This is a genomic window from Streptomyces dangxiongensis, assembly GCF_003675325.1.
GTDB lineage: Bacteria > Actinomycetota > Actinomycetes > Streptomycetales > Streptomycetaceae > Streptomyces > Streptomyces dangxiongensis.
In genome coordinates this window covers 2,768,103-2,789,699 of record NZ_CP033073.1, presented here as the reverse complement: position 1 = coordinate 2,789,699, position 21,597 = coordinate 2,768,103, and the positions used below count along the sequence as shown (strand labels likewise).

The 21,597-nt window shown below is 72.8% G+C and carries 10 protein-coding genes and 1 pseudogene; 7 read left to right on the top strand and 4 right to left on the bottom strand.

All coding sequences use genetic code 11. The annotated features are described in order from the left end of the window. The first annotated feature begins 36 nt into the window (after window positions 1-36). A complete protein-coding gene (gene moeZ / locus D9753_RS12185; RefSeq protein WP_121787039.1) occupies window positions 37-1,215 on the top strand; it encodes an adenylyltransferase/sulfurtransferase MoeZ in 1,179 nt (392 codons plus the stop codon). A 281-nt stretch (window positions 1,216-1,496) separates the two neighbouring features. Here the strand turns inward: moeZ and D9753_RS12180 are convergent, their stop codons facing one another. From D9753_RS12180 to D9753_RS12170, 3 genes are all read right to left on the bottom strand, one after another. Continuing rightward, window positions 1,497-3,050, bottom strand: coding sequence for an alpha/beta hydrolase (locus tag D9753_RS12180; RefSeq protein WP_121787038.1), 1,554 nt, complete (start codon window positions 3,048-3,050; stop codon window positions 1,497-1,499). A 213-nt stretch (window positions 3,051-3,263) separates the two neighbouring features. Further along, window positions 3,264-4,808: an alpha/beta hydrolase gene (locus D9753_RS12175; RefSeq protein ID WP_121787037.1), complete on the bottom strand. Its 1,545-nt coding sequence runs from the start codon at window positions 4,806-4,808 to the stop codon at window positions 3,264-3,266. Window positions 4,809-4,904: 96 nt separating this feature from the next. Beyond that, a complete protein-coding gene (locus D9753_RS12170) occupies window positions 4,905-7,871 on the bottom strand; it encodes a lysylphosphatidylglycerol synthase domain-containing protein (protein WP_121787036.1) in 2,967 nt (988 codons plus the stop codon). Between the two features lie 186 nt (window positions 7,872-8,057). Here D9753_RS12170 and D9753_RS12165 point away from each other — a divergent pair, with 186 nt between their 5' ends. From D9753_RS12165 to nudC, 5 genes and pseudogenes are all read left to right on the top strand, one after another. Continuing rightward, on the top strand, window positions 8,058-8,444 hold the full coding sequence (locus D9753_RS12165; RefSeq protein ID WP_240468117.1) for an MGMT family protein: 387 nt from the start codon (window positions 8,058-8,060) through the stop codon (window positions 8,442-8,444). A 257-nt stretch (window positions 8,445-8,701) separates the two neighbouring features. Then, on the top strand, window positions 8,702-12,154 hold the full coding sequence (locus tag D9753_RS12160; RefSeq protein WP_121787035.1) for an ATP-dependent helicase: 3,453 nt from the start codon (window positions 8,702-8,704) through the stop codon (window positions 12,152-12,154). A gap of 137 nt (window positions 12,155-12,291) precedes the next feature. Next, window positions 12,292-15,960: an ATP-dependent DNA helicase gene (locus D9753_RS12155; protein ID WP_121787034.1), complete on the top strand. Its 3,669-nt coding sequence runs from the start codon at window positions 12,292-12,294 to the stop codon at window positions 15,958-15,960. Between the two features lie 61 nt (window positions 15,961-16,021). Further along, a complete protein-coding gene (locus tag D9753_RS12150) occupies window positions 16,022-17,425 on the top strand; it encodes a dipeptidase (protein ID WP_121787033.1) in 1,404 nt (467 codons plus the stop codon). Between the two features lie 156 nt (window positions 17,426-17,581). Next, window positions 17,582-18,530, top strand: a pseudogene (gene nudC / locus D9753_RS12145) (NAD(+) diphosphatase). Between the two features lie 267 nt (window positions 18,531-18,797). Here the strand turns inward: nudC and D9753_RS12135 are convergent. Beyond that, window positions 18,798-19,055, bottom strand: coding sequence for a mycoredoxin (locus D9753_RS12135; protein WP_121787032.1), 258 nt, complete (start codon window positions 19,053-19,055; stop codon window positions 18,798-18,800). A gap of 345 nt (window positions 19,056-19,400) precedes the next feature. Between D9753_RS12135 and D9753_RS12130 the strand changes: the two genes are divergently transcribed. Further along, complete coding sequence (locus D9753_RS12130; protein WP_276209432.1) at window positions 19,401-21,596, top strand: ATP-dependent DNA helicase UvrD2; 2,196 nt, start codon at window positions 19,401-19,403, stop codon at window positions 21,594-21,596. The last annotated feature ends 1 nt before the right edge of the window (window position 21,597 follow it).

The window sequence follows — 21,597 nt, the reverse complement described above, 5'->3', positions numbered from 1 at the left end:
AACAACTGTAGTGATTGACCGATCAACGGAGCCCCCGTGTCGCTGCCACCCCTGGTCGAGCCAGCTACTGAGCTCACCGTAGACGAGGTCCGCAGGTACTCCCGCCACCTGATCATTCCCGACGTGGGCATGGACGGGCAGAAGCGGCTGAAGAACGCCAAGGTGCTCTGTGTCGGCGCCGGCGGCCTGGGCTCGCCGGCGCTGATGTACCTGGCCGCCGCGGGCGTGGGCACCCTCGGCATCGTGGAGTTCGACGAGGTCGACGAGTCGAACCTCCAGCGTCAGATCATCCACAGTCAGGCCGACATCGGCCGCTCCAAGGCCCAGTCCGCGCGCGACAGCGTCAAGGGCATCAATCCGTACGTGAACGTGATCCTTCACGAGGAGCGGCTCGAAGCCGACAACGTGATGGACATCTTCGGCCAGTACGACCTGATCGTCGACGGCACCGACAACTTCGCGACCCGTTACCTGGTCAACGACGCGTGCGTGCTCCTCAACAAGCCCTACGTGTGGGGCTCGATCTACCGCTTCGACGGCCAGGCCTCCGTCTTCTGGTCGGAGCACGGTCCCTGCTACCGCTGCCTCTACCCGGAGCCCCCGCCCCCCGGCATGGTCCCCTCCTGCGCCGAGGGCGGCGTCCTGGGCGTGCTGTGCGCGTCCATCGGCTCCATCCAGGTCAACGAGGCGATCAAGCTCCTCGCCGGCATCGGTGAGCCGCTCGTCGGCCGCCTGATGATCTACGACGCCCTGGAGATGCAGTACCGCCAGGTCAAGGTCCGCAAGGACCCCGACTGCGCGGTCTGCGGCGAGAACCCGACCGTCACCGAACTCATCGACTACGAGGCCTTCTGCGGCGTCGTCTCCGAAGAGGCCCAGCAGGCCGCCGCCGGCTCGACTATCACTCCGAAGCAGCTCAAGGAGTGGATCGACGAGGGCGAGAACATTGAGATCATCGATGTTCGCGAGCCGAACGAGTACGAGATCGTCTCCATCCCCGGCGCCAAGCTGATCCCGAAGAACGAGTTCCTCATGGGCTCCGCCCTGGGAGGTCTCCCGCAGGACAGGAAGATCGTCCTGCACTGCAAGACGGGTGTCCGCAGTGCGGAAGTCCTGGCGGTCCTGAAGTCCGCGGGCTTCGCCGACGCGGTCCACGTCGGCGGCGGCGTCATCGGCTGGGTCAACCAGATCGAACCGGACAAGCCGGTCTACTGATCAACCCCAGGCCGACCGACAAGGCGGAACAGGCCCACGGCTCCGACCGGTTCAGGTGCCGTGGGCAGTCCGCCCCGGGTCCGTCAGGCGACGCAGTGGTGGTTTCTCCAACCCGCCGCGTAGCCGGAGCTGTAGCCCGCCCGGAAGGTATGTGAGCCGTGAACCCTGGGCACGTGCAGGTAGCAGCCGTAGTCCCCCGACCCGTCGTCGTAGCCCGCACGGAAGCCTTCCGCGGCTCTTCCAGATCGGCAAGGGCCCACAGCATTAGGCTGGTTGTGCCCTCAGGAGCAGACCTTGCCGTCCTTCGGCACCGTGCCGTGCAGCAGATACGCGTTCACCGTCGAGTCGACGCAGTCGCTGCCGTTGCCGTACGCCCCATGGCCCTCGCCCTTCCAGGTCAGTTCGACGCCCACGCCCCTGCCCAGTTCGTCGGCCATTCTGCGGGCGCCTTCGTAGGGAGTGGCCGGATCGCCGGTGTTGCCGACCAGCAGGATCGGCGCCGCACCGGGCGCGCTCACCTCCGGCGTGTCGAACTGGCCCGGTACCGGCCAGGCATGGCACCAGCCGGCCGTGTCCCATCCGAGGAAGTCCCCGAACACCGGGGAGATCCGCTCGAACTCCGGCAGCCGTCGTCTTGTCTCGGCGGGCGTCGGCCGTTGGCGGTCGTCCAGGCACGATATGGCCCGCTGGGAGTGGGACGTCGTGCCGTAGTGGCCCGAGGAGTCACGGTCGTCGTACGCGTCGGCGAGCGCCAGCAGCTCCGAACCGTCGCCCTTCTCCGCCGACTTCAGGGCACTGGTCAGCCGCGGCCAGCTCGACTCGCTGTACAGCGGCAGGATGATTCCGGTGGTCGCGAGCGTCTGGTTCAGCTTCCGCCCGGACGACGTCGGCAACGGCTCGGCGTCCAGCCGCTTCAGCAGGTCCGCGATCTTCCTCGAACCCCGCGCCGGGTCCTGCCCGGTGGACTTCAGATAGTCGTCCAGTGCCCGCTGGAAGCCGCGGGCCTGGTTCTGCGCGTGGCCCACTGTGCCGGCGGCCGGGTCGACCACGGCGTCGAGCACCAGCCGTCCCACCCGCTTCGGGAACAGATGGGCGTAGACGCCGCCCAGTTCGGTGCCGTAGGAGATGCCGAAGTAGTGCATCCTCTCGTCGCCGAGGACCTGGCGCATCAGGTCCATGTCGCGGGCGGTGTCGGTGGTCGACACATGGGCCAGCAGCGGGCCGGCGGCCTTCTGGCAGCCCTTGCCGAAGCCGGCGGCGTCCTGGAGGTACGCGTTCTCCTCGGCCGGGCTGTCCGGTGTGGTGTCCACGGCCTCGGCGGCCTCGGTCGCCCGGTCGTCACGGCAGCGGACACCCTCGCTCGCGCCGACCCCGCGCGGATCCCAGCTCACCAGGTCGTAACGCGCGTGGAGTGCGGAGACGGTCGCCGAGAAGTACGGCATCGTCGAGACTCCCGAGCCGCCGGGGCCACCGAAGTTGAACAGCATCGAGCCTATGCGGTCACCGCCGGTCGCCCGCGCGCGGATCAGGGCGAGGCCGATCGTCTCGCCGCCCGGCTCCGACCAGTCCAGCGGTGCCCTGAGCGTCGCGCACCGCCAGTCGTCGCCGGGTGCGGCGGAACGCCCGGTGGCGTTGCAGCGTCGCCAGTCCAGGTGCTGCGCGGTGAGTGAGGAGGGAAGGGCCGCCGGGGAGACCGGCGTGGAGGACCCCGGCGCAGGCGGGGCGGGCGAACCGGACCCCTTGCCCTCGTTCCCGCTTCGGCCGGACGAGCCGCCGCAGCCGGCCACCAGCAGCGCCACGGCCACCGCGACCGCCCCTCGCGGAAATCGCCTCATACGCACCCCCCTCACAGGCCCTTCGCGTCGTGCCGCGCCGGGCGTTCAGGCCATGGTAGGCGTCCCCGGCCCGGCCCGTGACAGCCTGTGGATAACCTTCTGACCTGCGGGTTCTGCGGTCTTCGGATCGCGTCGGGACGAGACCGGTCCCGTCAGGAGCAAACCCGTCCCGTCAGGAGCAGACCCGTTCCGTCAGGAGCAGGCCCGGTCCCGTCAGGAGCAGACCGTGCCGGCCTTCGGCACCTTCCCGTCCAGCAGGTAGCCGTTCACCGCGCTCTGCACGCACCTGTTCTTGCTGTCGTACGCGCCGTGCCCCTGGCCCTTGTACGTCAGCTCGACGGCGACGCCCTTGCCGAGCGCGTCGACCATCTTCTTCGCGCCCTCGTACGGGGTGGCCGGGTCGCCGGTGTTGCCGACGACGAGGATCGGTGCCGATCCGGGTGCGCTGACGTCCGGATGGTCGGCGGCACCGGGCACCGCCCAGTCGGTGCAGCCCACCATGCTCCAGGCCAGGTAGTGCCCGAACAGCGGGGAGGCGGCCCGGAACTCGGGCAGCTTCCGCTGGATGTACTCGGTGGAGTACCGCGGCTTCTCGTCGGAGCAGTTGATGGCGATGTTGGCCGCGGTGATGTTGCTGTACTCGCCGTTCTCGCTGCGGCCGTTCATCAGGTCGGACAGCAGCATGAGGGTCCTGCCGTCGCCGTCGTACGCCTCCTCCAGCCCTTCGGTGAGGTACTCCCAGAAGTCCTTCGAGTACAGGGATTGCGCGATGCCGTTGGTGGCGGCGGTCTGGGTCAGCCGGCGCGGGAAGATCCCGGTGATCGGCTTCTTCTCCAGGTCGGTCAGCAGCTTCGCGATGCGGTCCTTCACCTCCTGCTCGGTGTCCCCGACCGGACATTCCGTGGTCTTGGAGGTGCAGTCCTTCGCGAAGTTGTCGAGGGCGAGCTGGAAGCCCCGGGCCTGGCCGAGCGCACTCTGTTCGGGGTCCTGGGTGGGATCCACGACACCGTCGAGGACGGCCCGGCCGACGTTCCTCGGGTAGAGGTGGGCGTAGACGCCGCCGAGTTCCGTGCCGTAGGAGATGCCGAAGTAGTACAGCTTGCGGTCGCCGAGGACCTGGCGCATCAACTCCATGTCACGGGCCGCGTCCGTGGTGCGCACATGCGGAAGGACCTTCCTGGAGTTCTTCTCGCAGGCCGCGTTGAACTGCTGGGTGCGCTGCAGCAGCTCGGCGCGTTCGGCGCTGTCGTCCGGGGTCGCGTCCTGCTGGAAGTACGCGTCCAGCCGGGCGTCGCTCTCGCACTCCACCGGCGCGCTGCGGCCGACCCCGCGCGGGTCGAAGCTGACCAGGTCGTAGCGGGTGCGCAGGGCGGTGTAGTCCTCACCGAACGACGGCAGCGCGGTCACCCCACTGCCGCCCGGGCCGCCGAAGTTGAACACGAGCGAGCCGATCCGACTGCTCGCGGGGCCACTGGCCTCGGCCCGGATCAGGGCGATGCCGATCGTGTCGCCCTTGGGCCTGTCCCAGTCCAGGGGAGCCTTCATGGTGGCGCACTGCCACATGGTGCCGTTCGGCAACGGTGAGGGAGCGCCGCCGCCGCCCTCCGCCTCCGACGGGGCCGGACAGTCCTTCCAGTCCAGCTTCTGCGCCGTGAGATCCCCGTCCTCGGCGTGGCCGCCGCATCCGGCCAGTACGGCGGTGAGCAGCACGGCGGTCGTGGTCAGGGCGCCGGCGCGCAGCCGGAGAGGGTTCGCCATACTCCCATCCTGGGGGCGCGCACGCCGGGGCGCGCGGGGCGCGGGCCGTCCGGGGTACCGCACCACAGGGGCGGCGGCAGCCACCCGGCGGGGGCCTTACAGGGCTCCCTTGCGGCTGAGATGACTGAAGGCGAACCAGCCCGGCAGCACCGGCAGCCACAGGGTCAGCAGCCGGAACAGCAGGACGGCCGGGGCGGCGACCTCCTTGGGCAGACCCACGGCGATCAGACCGACGGTCAGCGTCGCCTCCACCGCGCCGACGCCACCGGGGGTCGGCGCCGCCGAGCCGAGCGCGTTGCCGGCGAGGAAGACGACGGCGACGCTGGCGATGCTCAGCGACACCGAGCCGTCACCGAAGGCCCGGATGGAGGCGTCCAGGCACATCACGAAGCAGGCGGTCAGCAGGAGCATGCCGCCGATGCCGGTGACGAGCTTCTGGGGCCGCTGGAGGACGTCGAGCATGCGGGGCACGACGCCGGCGAACAGCGACCTCACGCGCGTGACGACGAACTTCCGCAGGAACGGCACCGAGGTGACCACGAGGACCAGGACGGCCACGGTCAGCAGGCCAGCGATGACCGTGCGGGACGGCGACAACGACGGCGTCTTCTCGGTGCCCGTCAGATAGCCGAAGGACAGCAGCATCAGGATGTGACAGCCGAGCCCGAACAACTGGGAGGCGCCGACGCTCGCGACCGCGAGTCCCGGGCGTACACCGGCGCGTTGCAGGAAGCGCGTGTTGAGGGCCACGCCGCCGACCGCCGCCGGTGCCACGATCTTCACGAACGATCCGGCGACCTGCGCCGCCACCGTCCGCGGGAACGGCACCCGTTCCGGTACGAAGCCCAGCAGGGCCATCGCGGCGGCGACGTAACTGAGCGCGGAGAAGAGCACCGCGGCGGCCACCCAGCCCCACTGGGCCTGCGCGAACAGCGTGCCGAACTCGATGTGGGTGAGCTGCGTCAGCAGGTAGTACGCGCCGATCGCACCCGCGATGAAACTGATCAGCGTGCGCGGCCTGACCCGTTCCAGCCGGGCCGGCTCCACGGGCGCCTGCGGCCTGATGAGCAGCACCTGGTGCCGGATCTGGGTGAGCAGATCCTCCTCGCGGGCCTCGTCGAGGGCTTCGTCGATGGCCCGCTTCTCCGCGCGCTGCTCGGCGCGGACGGTCCTCTTGTCGGGCTTCTCCAGGGCGACCGCAGCCGTCTCGGACGCCTCCTCCGGGCGGGCCGGCTTGCTCTGCCGGGAGGCCTCGAGCACCGCCTCGCGTTCGCGCTGTGCCCGCTCGCGCGCCAGCCGGCGCAGCGTCGCGCGCGTGGAGCGCGTCAGCGCGATCGGTTGCAGCATCGGCAGACAGTCGGCGACCGCGTCCGGACCGAGCACGCCGACGGCGGAGGCCACCGCCCGCTGGGCGCCGACCCGCAGGCCGAGCGTGGTGACCAGTTGGGCGACGTCCATGCGCAGCAGCAGCTCGCCGGCCGCGATCTCGCCGCCGCGCAGCTCGGTGAGGATCACCCTGCCGGAACGATCCACCAGGATGGCCTCACCGGCCAGCCTGCGGTGCGCGATGCGCCGCGACTGGAGCGCCTGCACCTGGTGCCAGGTGTTGCGCAGCAGCTCGTCGGTGATGTCCTCGTCGGCCAGCGAGTCCAGCGTGCGCCCACCGGTGTGCTCGTAGACGAGCATGACCGCGTCGGGGCCGAGCTCGGAGGTGGCGATCAGCTTGGGCGCGTTGGCGCCCGCCGCGATCGCCGCGTAGGCCAGCAGCGCCTCCTGCTCCAGTGCCTGGCGCAGTGACTGGAGGCTGGAACGGGTGGCGAAGCCGCGCAGGGTCAGATTGCGCCACGCGCGGTAGAAGAAGCCCTGCGCCTGCTGCTCCCGGTCGACGACCGTGACGTCCAGCGGCGGGCCGTTCTCCAGGGTGACGAAGTAGCGCCGGCCCCGGTCGCCGTTCTCCGTCTCCACGGCCTCCTCACGGGCCGCGGAGACGGGATGGAAGCCGACGTGGGTGAGGCCCGCCATCAGTGTCTGCCCCGTCGGACGGACGTTGGGGGAGCCGACCGCGTACAGGGTGCCGTAGGCGATGGTCCAGCCGATCAGCACCGTGAGGATGATCGAGAACGGCGTCGTGTAGCCCGTGACCAGCATCGAGAACGCGTCCAGCATCAGCACGATCCACAGCACCGCGCGCCATCTGGGTCTGCGGGACATGCCGACGGCCGTCATATAGGCAATGACGGGGGCCAGATAGCCGTGCACCGGGTCGGTCAGGGCGTGGATGTCACCCGGCGAGGGCTGGGTCAGCGCCTCCTGGATGGAGTCGGGGGCGGCTCGGGCGACCCACAGGTCGGTGGCGAGGGTCACTCCGTGGGCGAGGACGGCCGCGAGGACACCGTCGGCGATGCGCAGCCCGTCCCGTTTGATCAGCCGTTCGATGGCGAAGGCGACCGGGACGAGGAGGATCGCGATGCTGGATCCCAGGCCCGCGATCTTGATGAGCAGGTCCGGGGCCTGCCCCGTGCCCTTGTTGATGTCCTGTTCGAGGCCCGAGGTGGTGCCGTGCGCGAACGCGGCGATCGAGAGGAGCACCGCGATGGCCAGCACGCCCACCAGGAGCCGTACGAGATCCGAGGGGCGGTGCACGCGCGCGGGGAGCAGCGGTTCGTCGCCCTCCACCTGCTCCGCGTGCGGGTCGTCGTCGGCACAGGCGCGGCGGTCACCGGGCACGTCCGCGCAGGCGTGCGCGCCGCCGTTCTCAGCGTCACCGGCGCCGGTGGCGTTCACGCGCACGCGCGGGCCGTCGCCGGCGGCAACAGCGGCGCCGTCCTGCCGCGCGCCAGCGATGTCGTCGCCGGAGGCTTCGGCCGCGGATCCGCCCGCGCATGCGGTGTCGTCCGGGCCATCGGCCTCGTGTCCGCCCGCGCGCGTGCCGTCGTCCGTGTGCGGACCGCTGTCCTCCCGCCGCGCGTCGGTGCCGCCCTCGTCCGCCTGGGCGGTGTCGGGGCGCGCGGAGGCGTCAGGGGTGCCCGCCGCTCCTTCGGGGTGCACGCCCTGCTCCTTCATGGTCTCTTCTTGGTCTCGTATCACCAGTCACCGCCCGCACGATGGTGGCATGCCCCACCGGCACACACGGGCATCAGGGTGCGCATGCGCGGGCGCACAGTCTGCCCGAAGGACCGCGTCGGGGCGAGAGGAGCGCTCCCCGCGGACCGCGCCGGGACGCCCGGGGAGTGCGGCAGGATGGGACGAATGAGCGAGCAGAGCCCGGCCGACGAGGCCCGCGAGGAGTACGCGGACGCACTGCCCGACTACGCCGAGCGGGTCCTCGAGGTCGCCGAGCGGATCCCGCCGGGCCGGGTCATGACGTACGGCGATGTCGCCGAGTGGCTCGAGGAGGGCGGCCCGCGCCAGGTCGGCCGGGTGATGGCCCTCTACGGAAGTGCTGTCCCGTGGTGGCGGGTCGTACGGTCCGACGGCGTGCTGCTGCCCGGTCACGAGCTGCGTGCGCTCGCGCACTACCGCGCGGAGGGCACGCCGCTGAAGCAGGCGGGCAGGAGCGCGGCGGGCCATGTGCCGAGGCTCGACATGCGGCGGGCCCGCTGGGACGGCGGCGCGGACGCGGAGGGTCACATCTGACAGCTTCGGCCATCGGCTGCCGGCAGGGGGGGCCTGTGGCCCGTACGGGTGACACGGGGGACGTCCGTGGCATGCCGTACGTTCGTGGGATGAGGGACGCACGTGGCCCGAGCGCCGCGAGGGAAGAATCGGAAGTTCTGCTTCCGTCCGGAGCGGCGGCGTAGCGTCGGCAGCACGTGTCCCCCTCATCCCGCGGTCACCGCCTCGCACGCGTGATCGCCCGCCCATCAGTACAACCACCAGGACCGGCCGAACACGTGAGCTCCTCTTCCTCCACCAGGCACCTGCCGCACCCCTCGGTGCGGCAGGGGAGCCGTGGCGCTTACCGACTGGTGCGTACGCCGCCGGCCACCGTGGCTCCCCCTCTCCTGGACGCGGCGCAGCGCGCAGTGGTTGACCACCGGAGCGGACCGCTGCTCGTCCTCGCCGGCCCCGGCACCGGCAAGACCACCACCCTGGTCGAGTCCGTGGCCGCGCGGATCGCCCGGGGCGCCGACCCCGAGCGGATCCTGGTACTGACGTTCAGCCGCAAGGCCGCCGTCGACCTGCGAGACCGCATGGCCCTGCGCATGGGCGCGGCCCGCGCGCCGAGGGCGACCACGTTCCACTCTTACTGCTACGCGCTGGTCCGCGCCCACCAGGACAGCGGCCGGTTCACCGACCCGCTGCGCCTGCTCTCCGGACCCGAGCAGGACGTCACCGTCCGCGAGCTGCTCGCCGGGCAGCCCGAGCTGGAGCGGCTCGGGCTGACCCATGTGCGCTGGCCCGACGAACTGCGCGCCTGCCTCACCACGCGCGGCTTCGCCGACGAGGTCCGTGCCGTCCTCGCCCGCAGCCGCGAGCTGGGTCTCGGCCCGGACGCCCTGGACGCCTTCGCGCGCCGCACCGGCCGCCCCGACTGGCGCGCGGCAGCCGCGTTCCTCGCCGACTACCTCGACACACTCGACCTCCAGGGCGTGCTCGACTACGCGGAACTGGTCCACCGGGCCGTCCTGCTCGCCCACCGCCCCGACACCGCCGCGCGGCTCGCCGCCCAGTACGACGCCGTGTACGTCGACGAGTACCAGGACACCGATCCCGCCCAGGTGCGGCTCCTGCACGCCCTGGCCGGCGGCGGGCGGACCCTGGTCGCGTTCGGCGACCCCGACCAGTCGATCTACGCCTTCCGCGGCGCCGACGTGAACGGCATCCTCGACTTCCCGGCCGCCTTCACCCGCGCGGACGGCCGCCCCGCCCCCGTCCAGGTGCTGCGCACCTCCCGCCGCTCCGGCGCCGCGCTGCTGGCCGCGACCCGCCTGATCACCCAGCGGATGCCGCTGCCCCGGTTGCCCGCCGACAAGGTCCGCGCCCACCGGGAACCGGCCGCGGTGCGGGACGGCGGCCGGGTCGAGGTCTACACCTACCCGACGCCCGGCACCGAACTGGACAACATCGCGGACATCCTGCGCCGCGCGCATCTGGAGGACGGTCTCCCCTGGAGCGACATGGCCGTCCTGGTACGTGCCGGATCGCGCTCCCTGCCGACCCTGCGCCGCGCCCTCACCTCGGCCGGCGTCCCGCTGGACATCGACGGCGACGACCTGCCCCTGCGGCACGAGCCGGCGGTGGCACCGCTGCTCACGGCCCTGCGCGCGGTCGCCACGGCGGAGACCCGACGCCGTGAGGAGGACCCCACCGCACCGGCCCCGGCGCGGCCCGCCGAGCCCCCCACGGACGAGGAACCCGTCACCGCACCCGAGCTGTCGGCGGCCGAGCCGGTGGCGACGGCCGATGACGGTGAGCAGTCCGCCGGGCACACGGCCGTCGAGGATGCGCCGACACCGGCCCCGGACACCTGCTGGCTCGACACCGAGACCGCCCTCACCCTGCTCGCCTCCCCCCTCGCCGGCATGGACGCCGCCGACCTGCGCCGCCTCGGGCGTGCCCTGCGTGAGGAGGAGCGGGCCGCCGGCAACCCGCTGCCGCCGCCGTCCGACGAGCTGCTCACGCGGGCACTCGCCGAGCCGGAGCGCCTGGTGGTGCACGACCCGGCGTACGCCCGCGGGGCGCAGCGCCTCGGCGCGCTGCTCCACAAGGCCCGCGAGCGCCTCGCGGGCGGCGGTACGGCCGAGGAAGCGCTGTGGGACCTGTGGGAGGGCACGCCGTGGCCCGCGCGCCTGGAGCGGGCCGCCCGGCGCGGTGGCGCGGCCGGCCGCAACGCCGACCGGGACCTGGACGCCGTGTGCGCGCTGTTCGCCACCGCCGCGCGCGCGGAGGAGCGCACCGGCGGCCGTGGCGCCCTGAACTTCCTGGCCGAGATCGAGGCCGAGGACATCGCCGCCGACACGCTCACCCGCCGCGCGGTACGCCCCGACGCCGTCCGCCTGATGACCGCGCACCGCTCCAAGGGCCTGGAGTGGCGGCTGGTCGTCGTCGCCGGCGTCCAGGAGGGCCTGTGGCCCGACCTGCGCCGCCGCGGCTCGCTGCTGGAGGCCGACCGCATCGGCCGCGACGGACTCGCCGAGCCGCTCACCCCGGGCGCGCTGCTCGCCGAGGAGCGCCGCCTGTTCTACGTCGCCGCCACGCGCGCGCGTGAACGGCTCGTCGTCACCGCCGTGAACGCGCCGGCCGACGACGGTGACCAGCCCTCCCGGTTCCTGACCGAACTGGGTGTCGAGCCCAAGGACGTCACCGGCCGCCCCCGGCGCCCGCTGGCCGTCGCCGCGCTCGTCGCCGAGCTGCGCGCCACCACGGTCGACCCGCGCGCGTCCGCCACGCTGCGGGAAGCCGCCGCCCGCCGGCTGGCCCGGCTGGCCGCGCTCGCCGACGAGGACGGCCGCCCGCTGGTGCCGTCCGCACACCCCTACCGCTGGTGGGGCATGTTCGAGCCGACCGAGAGCAAGGTGCCGCTGCGCGACCGCGACCAGCCCGTCGTGCTCTCCGGCAGCGCCCTCGACCAGCTCGCCAACACCTGCGCACTCCAGTGGTTCCTGGGCCGCGAGGTGAAGGCCGACGCGCCCGCGACCACCGCACAGGGCTTCGGCAACGTCGTTCACGTCCTCGCCGACGAGGTCGCCTCCGGTCGTACCCCGGCCGACCTCGACGTCCTCATGGAACGCCTGGACTCCGTGTGGAACGCGCTCGCCTTCGACGCGCCCTGGAAGTCGCAGCAGGAGAAGGACAACGCGCGCGTGGCGCTCGAACGCTTCCTGAACTGGCACGTCCTGGCCCGCGCCGGCCGCACCGCCGTGGCCAGCGAGCAGGACTTCGACGTCACCCTCGGAGCGGGCGACTACGAGGTCCGCATCCGTGGCCAGATGGACCGCGTCGAAACCGACGGCGACGGCCGGGCCTACGTGGTCGACTTCAAAACCGGCAAAAACGCACCCACCGCGCGCGAGGTGGAGCACCACCCGCAGCTCGCCGTCTACCAGCTCGCCGTCCGCGAAGGCGCCGTCGACGCGGCCTTCGACGGGGCCCGCCCCGAACCGGGCGGCGCGGAACTGGTCCATCTCAGGCAGGGCGCCGCCAAGCGTGACGGGGGAGACGGCCTGCCCCGGGTGCAGGGTCAGGAACCGCTGGCGGGGGAGTGGGTCGGCGAGCTGCTGGCGACCGCCGCCGGCAAGGTCCTCGACGAGCGGTTCACACCGAGCACCGGCCAGCACTGCACGCACTGCGCCTTCCGCGCCTCGTGCAGCGCCCGTCCCGAGGGGCGCCACGTGGTGGAGTGAGCGGCGGCCCGGGCGGGGGCGAACACGGCGGCCGGGCGGGGGTGACGCACAGCACTCCGCGTGCTGACCTGCCCTTTCTCGCCCCCGGCGGTCGATTCGTCCTCGACTGTCAGTGGCCGCCGCTAGCCTCTTTCGACATGCCAGCCCGTATCACCGACCCCGAGCAGCTCAAGCAGCTCCTCGGCATCCCGTTCACCCCGGAGCAGATGGCCTGCATCACCGCGCCGCCCGCCCCGCAGGTGATCGTGGCCGGCGCCGGGTCCGGCAAGACCACCGTGATGGCGGCCCGCGTGGTCTGGCTGGTCGGCACGGGGCAGGTCGCCCCCGAACAGGTCCTCGGCCTGACCTTCACCAACAAGGCCGCCGGCGAGCTGGCCGAACGCGTCCGCAAGGCGCTGATCGCGGCCGGCGTCACCGACCCGGACGTCATCGACCCGGACGACCCGCCGGGCGAGCCGGTCATCTCGACGTACCACGCCTTCGCGGGCCGCCTGCTCACCGATCACGGCCTGCGCATCGGCCTGGAGCCCACCTCCCGCCTCCTCGCCGACGCCACCCGCTACCAGCTCGCCGCGCGCGTGCTGCGCGAGGCGCCCGGCCCCTACCCGGCGCTGACCCGCTCCTTCGCCGACCTGGTCAGCGATCTGCTCACCCTCGACTCCGAGCTGGCCGAACACCTCGTCGACCCGGAGAGGGCGCGCGCCTGGGACGCCGATCTGCTGCGCGCCCTGGACGGCGCCAAGCTCACCAACGCCGACCTGCGCAAGGTCCCCGACACGGCCGCGGCCCGCCGGGAACTCGCCGACCTCGTCCGGCGCTACCGAGCCGCCAAGCGCGAGCGTGACCTGCTCGACTTCGGCGACCAGATCGCCCTGTCGGCCCGCCTCGCCGGCATCCCCGGGGTGGGCCGCCTGCTGCGCGAGGAGTTCCGCGTCGTGCTCCTGGACGAGTACCAGGACACCTCCGTCGCCCAGCGCGTCCTGCTGGCGGGCCTCTTCGGCGGCGGCACCGGCCACCCGGTGACCGCGGTCGGCGACCCCTGCCAGGCCATCTACGGCTGGCGCGGCGCCTCCGTCGCCAACCTGGACGACTTCCCCGAACACTTCGCCCACGCCGACGGGCGGCCCGCCACCCGGCAGGCGCTCAGCGAGAACCGCCGCAGCGGCGGGCACCTCCTCGACCTCGCCAACGACCTCGCCGAGCCACTGCGCGCCCTGCACGCGGGCGTGGAGGCACTCCGCCCGGCCCCCGGCGCCGAGTACGACGGCACGGTCCGCTGCGCCCTGCTGCCCACGCACGCCGAGGAGATCGACTGGATCGCCGACTCCCTCGCCCACCTCGTCCGCACCGGCACGCCTCCCGGTGAGATCGCCGTACTGTGCCGGACCGCGACCGACTTCGCCGAGATCCAGGGCGCCCTCGTCGCCCGTGACATCCCCGTCGAGGTGGTCGGGCTGTCCGGGCTGCTGCACCTGCCCGAGATCGCCGACCTCGTCGCCGTCTGCGAGGTCCTCCAGGACCCCGGCGCCAACGCCTCCCTGGTGCGCCTGCTGACCGGGCCGCGCTGGCGCATCGGCCCCCGCGACCTCGCCCTGCTGGGCCGCCGCGCCCGCCTGCTGGTCGCTCACGCGCGCGTGGAAGGCGCCGACGACCCCGACCGCCGGCTCGCCGCCGCCGTGGAGGGTATCGACCCGGCCGAGGTGATATCGCTCGCGGACGCCCTGGACACCTTCCTCGAGACGCCGGCGGCCGGTGCCTTCGGCGAGCGTGCCGACGACGGGCTGCCGTTCTCGCCGGACGCGCGCGTGCGCTTCGCCCGGCTGGCCACCGAACTGCGCGACCTGCGCCGCTCGCTGTCCGACCCGCTGATGGACGTCCTGCACCGCGTGCTGGCCGTCACCGGCCTGGAGGTGGAGCTGTCCGCGTCCCCGCACGCGCTGGCCGCCCGCCGCCGCGAGACCCTGTCCAACTTCCTGGACATCGCCGCCTCCTTCGCCGCGAGCGACGGCGAGGCCACCCTCCTCGCCTTCCTGGGCTTCCTGCGCACCGCCGCCCAGTACGAGAAGGGCCTGGACAACGCCCTGCCCGGCGGCGAGAACACCGTCAAGGTGCTCACCGCGCACAAGTCCAAGGGCCTGGAGTGGGACGTCGTGGCCGTCCCCGGACTGGTGACCGGTACCTTCCCCAGCGCCCAGGGCCGGGAGAAGTGGACCGCCCAGGCCAAGGTGCTCCCGCACGCGCTGCGCGGCGACCGCGACACCCTGCCCGACATCGACTCCTGGGACTCCCGGGGCATGAAGGCCTTCCACGAGGCCATGAAGGACCACCAGCACACCGAGGAACTCCGCCTCGGCTACGTCACCTTCACGCGCCCCCGTTCCCTCCTGCTCGGTTCCGGCCACTGGTGGGGGCCGAGCCAGAAGAAGCCGCGCGGCCCGTCCGTCTTCCTCCAGGCCCTGTACGACCACTGCGCCGCCGGACACGGCGAGATCGAGGCGTGGGCGGACGAGCCCGCCGAGGGCGAGGAGAACCCGGCCCTGCACGCGGCCACCGCCGACCAGGTGTGGCCGCTCCCGCTCGACGCCGGCGCCCTGGCCCGCCGCCGAGCCGCCGCCGAGACCGTCCTGGCCCACCTGGACACCCTCGCCGCCGAGCCCGCGAGCCGCCGGCCGGCCCCGCACGATCCCGCGGACGCCGAGGACCCCGACTGGCCCGCCCCACCGGCCGACCCGCACGGCGAGGAACCCGGCGGCGGGCACCGGTCCGACGAAGAGCCCTACGGCCGAGGCGGAGCGCCCTACGAGCAGGAGCCCTACGAGCAAGGGCCGTACGAGCAGGAGCCCTACGAGGAAGGGCCCTGCGACGAAGAGCCGTACGAGGGTGCCCTGGGCGATGCGGCCTTCCCCCCTGAGGACGACTTCCTCCACGAGCCGGACTTCCCGTACGACGTATCCGTCCCGGACGAACCCGTCCCCGGCCAGGCCTCCTCGGCCGGCACCGGCTGGGACTCCTGGAGCGCCGAGCGGCCGACGGTGCCGCACCAGGCGTCCGCCCCGCCGGACCACCCCCGCGCGCGCCTGCGTGAGTCGCCGCGCGCCGCGTCGCTCACGCCGGAGGAGGCCCGCACCATCGCCTCCTGGGACCGCGACCTGGACGCACTCGCCGGAGAGCTTCTGCGCGCCCGGCAGGCCGTCACGGACGTCCCCCTGCCCGCCACGCTCACCGCCACCCAGTTGCTGCGGCTCGCCGAGGACCCGGACGGGCTCGCACAGGAGCTCGCGCGCCCCATGCCGCGCCCCCCGCAACCGGCCGCGCGCCGGGGCACCCGGTTCCACGCCCGGGTGGAAGCCCGCTTCGAGGAGCTGACGCTGCCCCTGCTGGAACCGGAGGAGCTGCCCGGCAGCGACGCCGAGATCGCCGACGAACGCGACCTCGAAGCCCTGAAGGAGGCCTTCGAACGCACCGGGTACGCCCGGCGCACCCCCTACCGGGTCGAGGCGCCCTTCCAGCTCACCCTGGCCGGCCGCGTCGTGCGGGGCCGCATCGACGCCGTCTACAAGAACGGCGAAGGCGAAGGGACGACGTACGAGATCGTGGACTGGAAGACCAGCCGCACCCGTACCGCCGACCCGCTACAGCTCGCCGTCTACCGGCTCGCCTGGGCCGAGCAGCAGGGCGTGCCGCCCGAGTCCGTCACGGCGGCCTTCCTGTACGTGCGCGGCGGCGAGGTCGTACGCCCCGAGGGCCTGCCGGACCGGGCCGCGCTGGAGCGGCTGCTCACCGGGGAGACGGAGAGCACACCGTAGGCGAGCTGAGTGTGACGAACCCCCGCCGACGATGTCGGTGCGGGCGGATAGGCTCGTGAGCATGAGCCAGACCCCGGACAGCGCCGTCCGCGCGTACATCGAGCAGCAGCGCGTCGCCTTCCTCGACGACCTCACCGCATGGCTGCGCATCCCCTCCGTGTCGGCCCAGCCCGATCACGCGCCCGACGTACGGCTCAGCGCCGACTGGCTCGCCGCCAAGCTCCTGGAGACCGGCTTCCCGACCGCCGAGGTCTGGCAGACCCCGGGCGCGCCGGCCGTCTTCGCCGAGTGGCCCTCGGACGACCCGGAAGCGCCCACGGTCCTCGTCTACGGCCACCACGACGTGCAGCCCGCCGCCCGCGAGGACGGCTGGGACAGCGACCCCTTCGAGCCGGTCGTCCGCGGAAACCGCCTCTACGCGCGCGGGGCCGCCGACGACAAGGGCCAGGTGTTCTTCCACACACTCGGTGTCCGCGCCCATCTCGCCGCCACCGGCCGCACCGCCCCCGCCGTCCACCTCAAGCTGCTCATCGAGGGCGAGGAGGAGTCCGGCTCCCCGCACTTCCGGGCGCTGGTGGAGGAGCGGGCCGGGCGGCTCGCCGCCGACGCCGTGATCGTCTCCGACACCGGCATGTGGTCGGAGGACACCCCGACCGTCTGCACCGGAATGCGCGGCCTCGCCGAGTGCGAGATCCGGCTGTACGGCCCCGACCAGGACATCCACTCCGGCTCCTTCGGCGGTGCCGTGCCCAACCCGGCCACCGCCGCCGCCCGCCTGGTCGCCGCCCTCCACGACGAGCACGCGCGCGTGGCGATACCCGGCTTCTACGACGGCATGGTGGAACTGACCGACCGCGAGCGCGAACTCTTCGCCGAGCTGCCCTTCGACGAGGAGCGCTGGCTGCGCACCGCCAGGTCCCACGCGGCTCACGGCGAGGCCGGTCACACCACCCTGGAGCGCATCTGGGCCCGCCCGACCGCGGAGGTCAACGGCATCGGCGGCGGCTACCAGGGCCCCGGCAGCAAGACGATCATCCCATCCGCGGCCATGGTGAAGCTGTCCTTCCGGCTGGTCGCCGGCCAGGATCCCGGCCGCATCGAGAAGATCGTCCGGGACTGGGCCGCCGGACAGGTGCCCGCCGGGATCCGGTGCGAGATCGAGTTCGGCTCGGGCACACGCCCGTGCCTGACCCCGCTCGGCCACCCCGCGCTGCGGTCCCTGGCCCGTGCCATGGGCCGCGCCTTCCAGCAACCGGTCCGCTTCACCCGCGAGGGCGGCTCCGGGCCCGCCGCCGACCTCCAGGAAGTCCTCGGCGCCCCCGTGCTCTTCCTGGGCATCTCCGTCCCCTCCGACGGCTGGCACGCACCCAACGAGAAGGTGGAGCTGGACCTTCTCCTCAAAGGCGTCGAGACCAGCGCGTACCTGTGGGGTGACCTCGCCGAGAACTGGCGTCCCGCACCCTGACCGGCCGGGGCCGCACGGCAGGCCACCGCGTGCGGGGCACACTGGAAGGACTGCCCCGCCCGCCCCGCCCGCGCCCGGCCCGGTGCCCTCCGCCCTACGTCCCGCCGAACCGCCCGCCGAACGAACCGCTGCTGCTCTGGGGGAGTGGAACCACCCGTGACCACCTGGACCGACCACACAGCCGACCGACCCATCTCGCTGACCGCCCCGAGCGGCATCGACCGCGCCGCCCACCACCGGCTGGACGAGGCCTGGCTCGCGGCGGCGTGGAGCCACCCCACGACCCGGTGTTTCGTGGTCTCCGGCGGCCAGGTACTCATCGACGAGACCCCGGACGGCCGGACCGAACTCGTCATGACGCCCTCCTTCGAGGCGCCGCTCACCGAGGCGCACCGCTACTTCCTGGGCAACGACGAGGACGGCGTCAGCTACTTCGCCCTCCAGAAGGACGCGCTGCCCGGCCGCATCGACCAGTCGGCGCGCCCCGCGGGGCTGCGCGCGAGGCCGGCCTGCTGCTGTCGCCGCGGGACGCCGGGCTCATGGTGCACGCGGTCGGCCTGGAGAACTGGCAGCGCACCCACCGCTTCTGCTCCCGCTGCGGTGAGCGCACGGTCATCGCAGCCGCCGGCCACATCCGGCGCTGCCAGGCCTGTGGTGCCGAGCACTACCCGCGCACCGACCCCGCCGTGATCATGGCCGTGATCGACGAGGACGACCGCATACTGCTCGGCCGCCAGGTCCACTGGCCCGAGGGCCGCTTCTCCACGCTCGCCGGCTTCGTCGAGCCCGGTGAGTCGATCGAGCAGAGACGGTACGCCGTGAGGTGTTCGAGGAGGCCGGCATCACCGTCGGCCCGGTCGAGTACGTCGCCAGCCAGCCCTGGCCGTTCCCGTCCAGCCTGATGCTCGGCTTCATGGCCCGCGCCACGTCCACCGAGATCGAGGTGGACGGGGACGAGATCCACGAGGCCCGCTGGTTCTCCCGCGAGGAGCTGCACGCGGCCTTCGAGTCCGGCGAGGTGCTGCCGCCCTACGGCATCTCGATCGCGGCCCGCCTGATCGAGATGTGGTACGGCAGGCCCCTGCCGACGCGCGGCTTCGTCTGAGCCGCGCCACCCGGTGAGGGACGACACACGACAGGGCGGCCCCGGAGCGATCGGGGCCGCCCTGTCGGGCGTGCCGGGCGTTCCACCGACGCACCCCGGCGGAAGACCGCCCCCGCGTTCACCATGCCTCCGACCAGCGCCTCGCAGTCCGCGTCGTCCTCGGCCGTCATGTCGATCACGCTACCGCCAAGCCGCCTCATACGGGCTGGGCATACGAAACCCCCGATCCGGCGCCAGGCCGGTCGGGGGTCGTGTGCGTCAGGTGAGTCAGACGCCAAGCGCCTGCTTCACCTGGGCAAGGCTCGGGTTCGTCATGACGACCTCGGAGCCGCCCTGTGCGGGAACCACCAGAACCGTCGGGACCGTCTGGTTGCCGCCGTTCGCCTTCTCCACGAAAGCGGCGGACTTGGGGTCCTGCTCGATGTTGATCTCGCTGTACGCGATGCCCTCGCGGTCCATCTGGCTCTTCAGCCGCCGGCAGTAACCGCACCACGTCGTGCTGTACATCGTCACAGTGCCCTGCATGTCTCGCGCTCCTCAGGCCGCTCGGAAAACGTCGTCGGGAGGGAGAACGCACCGGCCCGGGCCGCCATTCCCGCCCGGGTACGCGCGCCTACCGCACGGATACAAGCACAGAACCCGTCCGCCGCTTCCGTCGTCCTCCGTCCCACGCGTCGCGCGTCCACCGCCGGTGAGGCCCGCCACACCCGGCCGCGCCGGCCGCACAGCCCGCCGCGCCCCCGGCCGTGCCGACTGCCAGGCCCGCAGCCCCGGGACACCCGCGATGACGCCTGCGTATCAGTACGACTGCCTGCCCACGCCTGTGGACAACCGGCACAGCCGTCCCGGGCGACCTGGCAGCATGGCGGTGTGACAGCAGCAACGCACTCCACCTTTTTCCCGCAGGTACCGGACTCGGCCGACGCGGTGCTCGAAGGGCTCGACCCCGAGCAGCGGGAGGTCGCCATGGCCCTGCACGGACCGGTGTGCGTGCTGGCCGGGGCGGGCACGGGCAAGACCCGCGCGATCACCCACCGCATCGCCTACGGGGTGCGCGCCGGCATCCTGCCGCCGTCCAGCGTGCTCGCCGTCACCTTCACCAACCGCGCCGCCGGAGAGATGCGCGGCCGGCTGCGCCAGCTCGGCGCCCAGGGGGTCCAGGCCCGCACCTTCCACTCCGCCGCCCTGCGTCAGCTCCAGTACTTCTGGCCGAAAGCGATCGGTGGTTCCCTGCCGCGGCTCGTCGACCGCAAGGTCCAGCTCGTCGCCGACGCGGCCGCCGCCCTGGGCACCCGGCTCGACCGGAACGAGCTGCGGGACGTGACCGGCGAGATCGAATGGTCGAAGGTCACCCAGACCGTGCCCACCGACTATCCGTACGCGGCTGCCAAGGCCGGCCGCGAGGCCCCCCGCGACCCCGCCGAGATCGCCCACCTCTACGCGGCCTACGAGGACCTCAAACGCGACCGCTCGCTGATCGACTTCGAGGACGTCCTGCTGCTGACGGTCGCCGTCCTCCAGGACCGTCGCGACATCGCCGAACAGGTCCGCGCGCAGTACCAGCACTTCGTCGTGGACGAGTACCAGGACGTCAGCCCCCTCCAGCAGCGGCTGCTGGACCTGTGGCTCGGCGACCGCGACAACCTGTGCGTCGTCGGCGACGCCAGTCAGACGATCTACTCGTTCACAGGTGCAACGCCCGACCACCTCCTCGACTTCCGCACCCGGCACCCCGGCGCCACCGTCGTGAAACTGGTCCGCGACTACCGCTCCACCCCCCAGGTGGTCCGCCTCGCCAACGGCCTGCTCGCCCAGGCCCGCGGTCGCGCCGCCGACCACCGGCTGGAACTCGTCTCCCAGCGCCCCCCGGGACCCGAGCCCGTCCACACCGAGTACACGGACGAGCCCGCCGAGGCCGAGGGCGCCGCCCGCCGCATCCGCGAGCTGATCGACGCGGGCGTCCCGGCCGCCGAGATCGCCGTCCTGTTCCGCACGAACTCCCAGTCCGAGACCTACGAACAGGCTCTCGCCGACGCCGGCGTCCCCTACCAGCTACGCGGCGCCGAGCGTTTCTTCGACCGGCCCGAGGTGCGCAAGGCCGGCATCGCGCTGCGCGGCGCGGCCCGCTTCGGCGGCAACGACTCCCTCCTGGACGATGTCGTGGACCTGCCCTCCCAGGTGCGCGCCGTCCTCTCGGGCGAGGGCTGGAGCAGCGAGCCCCCGGCCGGCTCCGGCGCCGTCAGGGAGCGCTGGGAATCCCTGGCCGCCCTGGTCAGCCTCGCCCACGACCTCGCCGCCGCCAGACCGGGCGCCGCCCTCGCCGACTTCGTCGCGGAACTGGACGAGCGGGCGAACGCCCAGCACGCCCCGACCGTCCAGGGCGTCACCCTCGCCTCCCTGCACGCCGCCAAGGGCCTGGAGTGGGATGTCGTCTTCCTGGTCGGCGTCGCCGAGGGCATGCTCCCCATCACCTACGCCAGAACCGACGAGCAGGTAGAGGAGGAACGCCGCCTCCTCTACGTCGGCGTCACCCGCGCCCGGGAGCGGCTCCACATCTCCTGGTCTCTGTCCCGCTCACCCGGTGGACGCCCCCACCGCAGACCGAGCCGCTTCCTCGACGGGCTGCGCCCCGGCACCACCGCCACCGTCGGCCCCGCGGGCACCGGTGCCGGCGGAAGTGTCGAGCGGGGAGCCGGAGGCGGCGCCGCCCCGGTTCAGCGCCGCGCCCAGCGCACCCCGGCCCGCTGCCGGGTCTGCGGCCGCACACTCACCGACGCCGGCGAGATGAAGCTGATGCGCTGCGAGGACTGTCCCTCGGACATGGACGAGGGGCTCTACGAGCGGCTCCGGGAATGGCGCGCCGTCCAGGCCGGGCGCAGCGGGCAGCCGGACTTCTGCGTCTTCACCGACCGGACCCTGATGGCCATCGCCGAGGCATGCCCGAAGAGCCCGGCCGAGCTGTCCCGCATCCCCGGCGTCCTCAGCCGCAAGCTGCGCAGCTACGGGGCCGATGTTCTGGCGATCTGCGCAGGCCAGGAGCCCGGCGAGGGCGGTCCGGACGACTGAT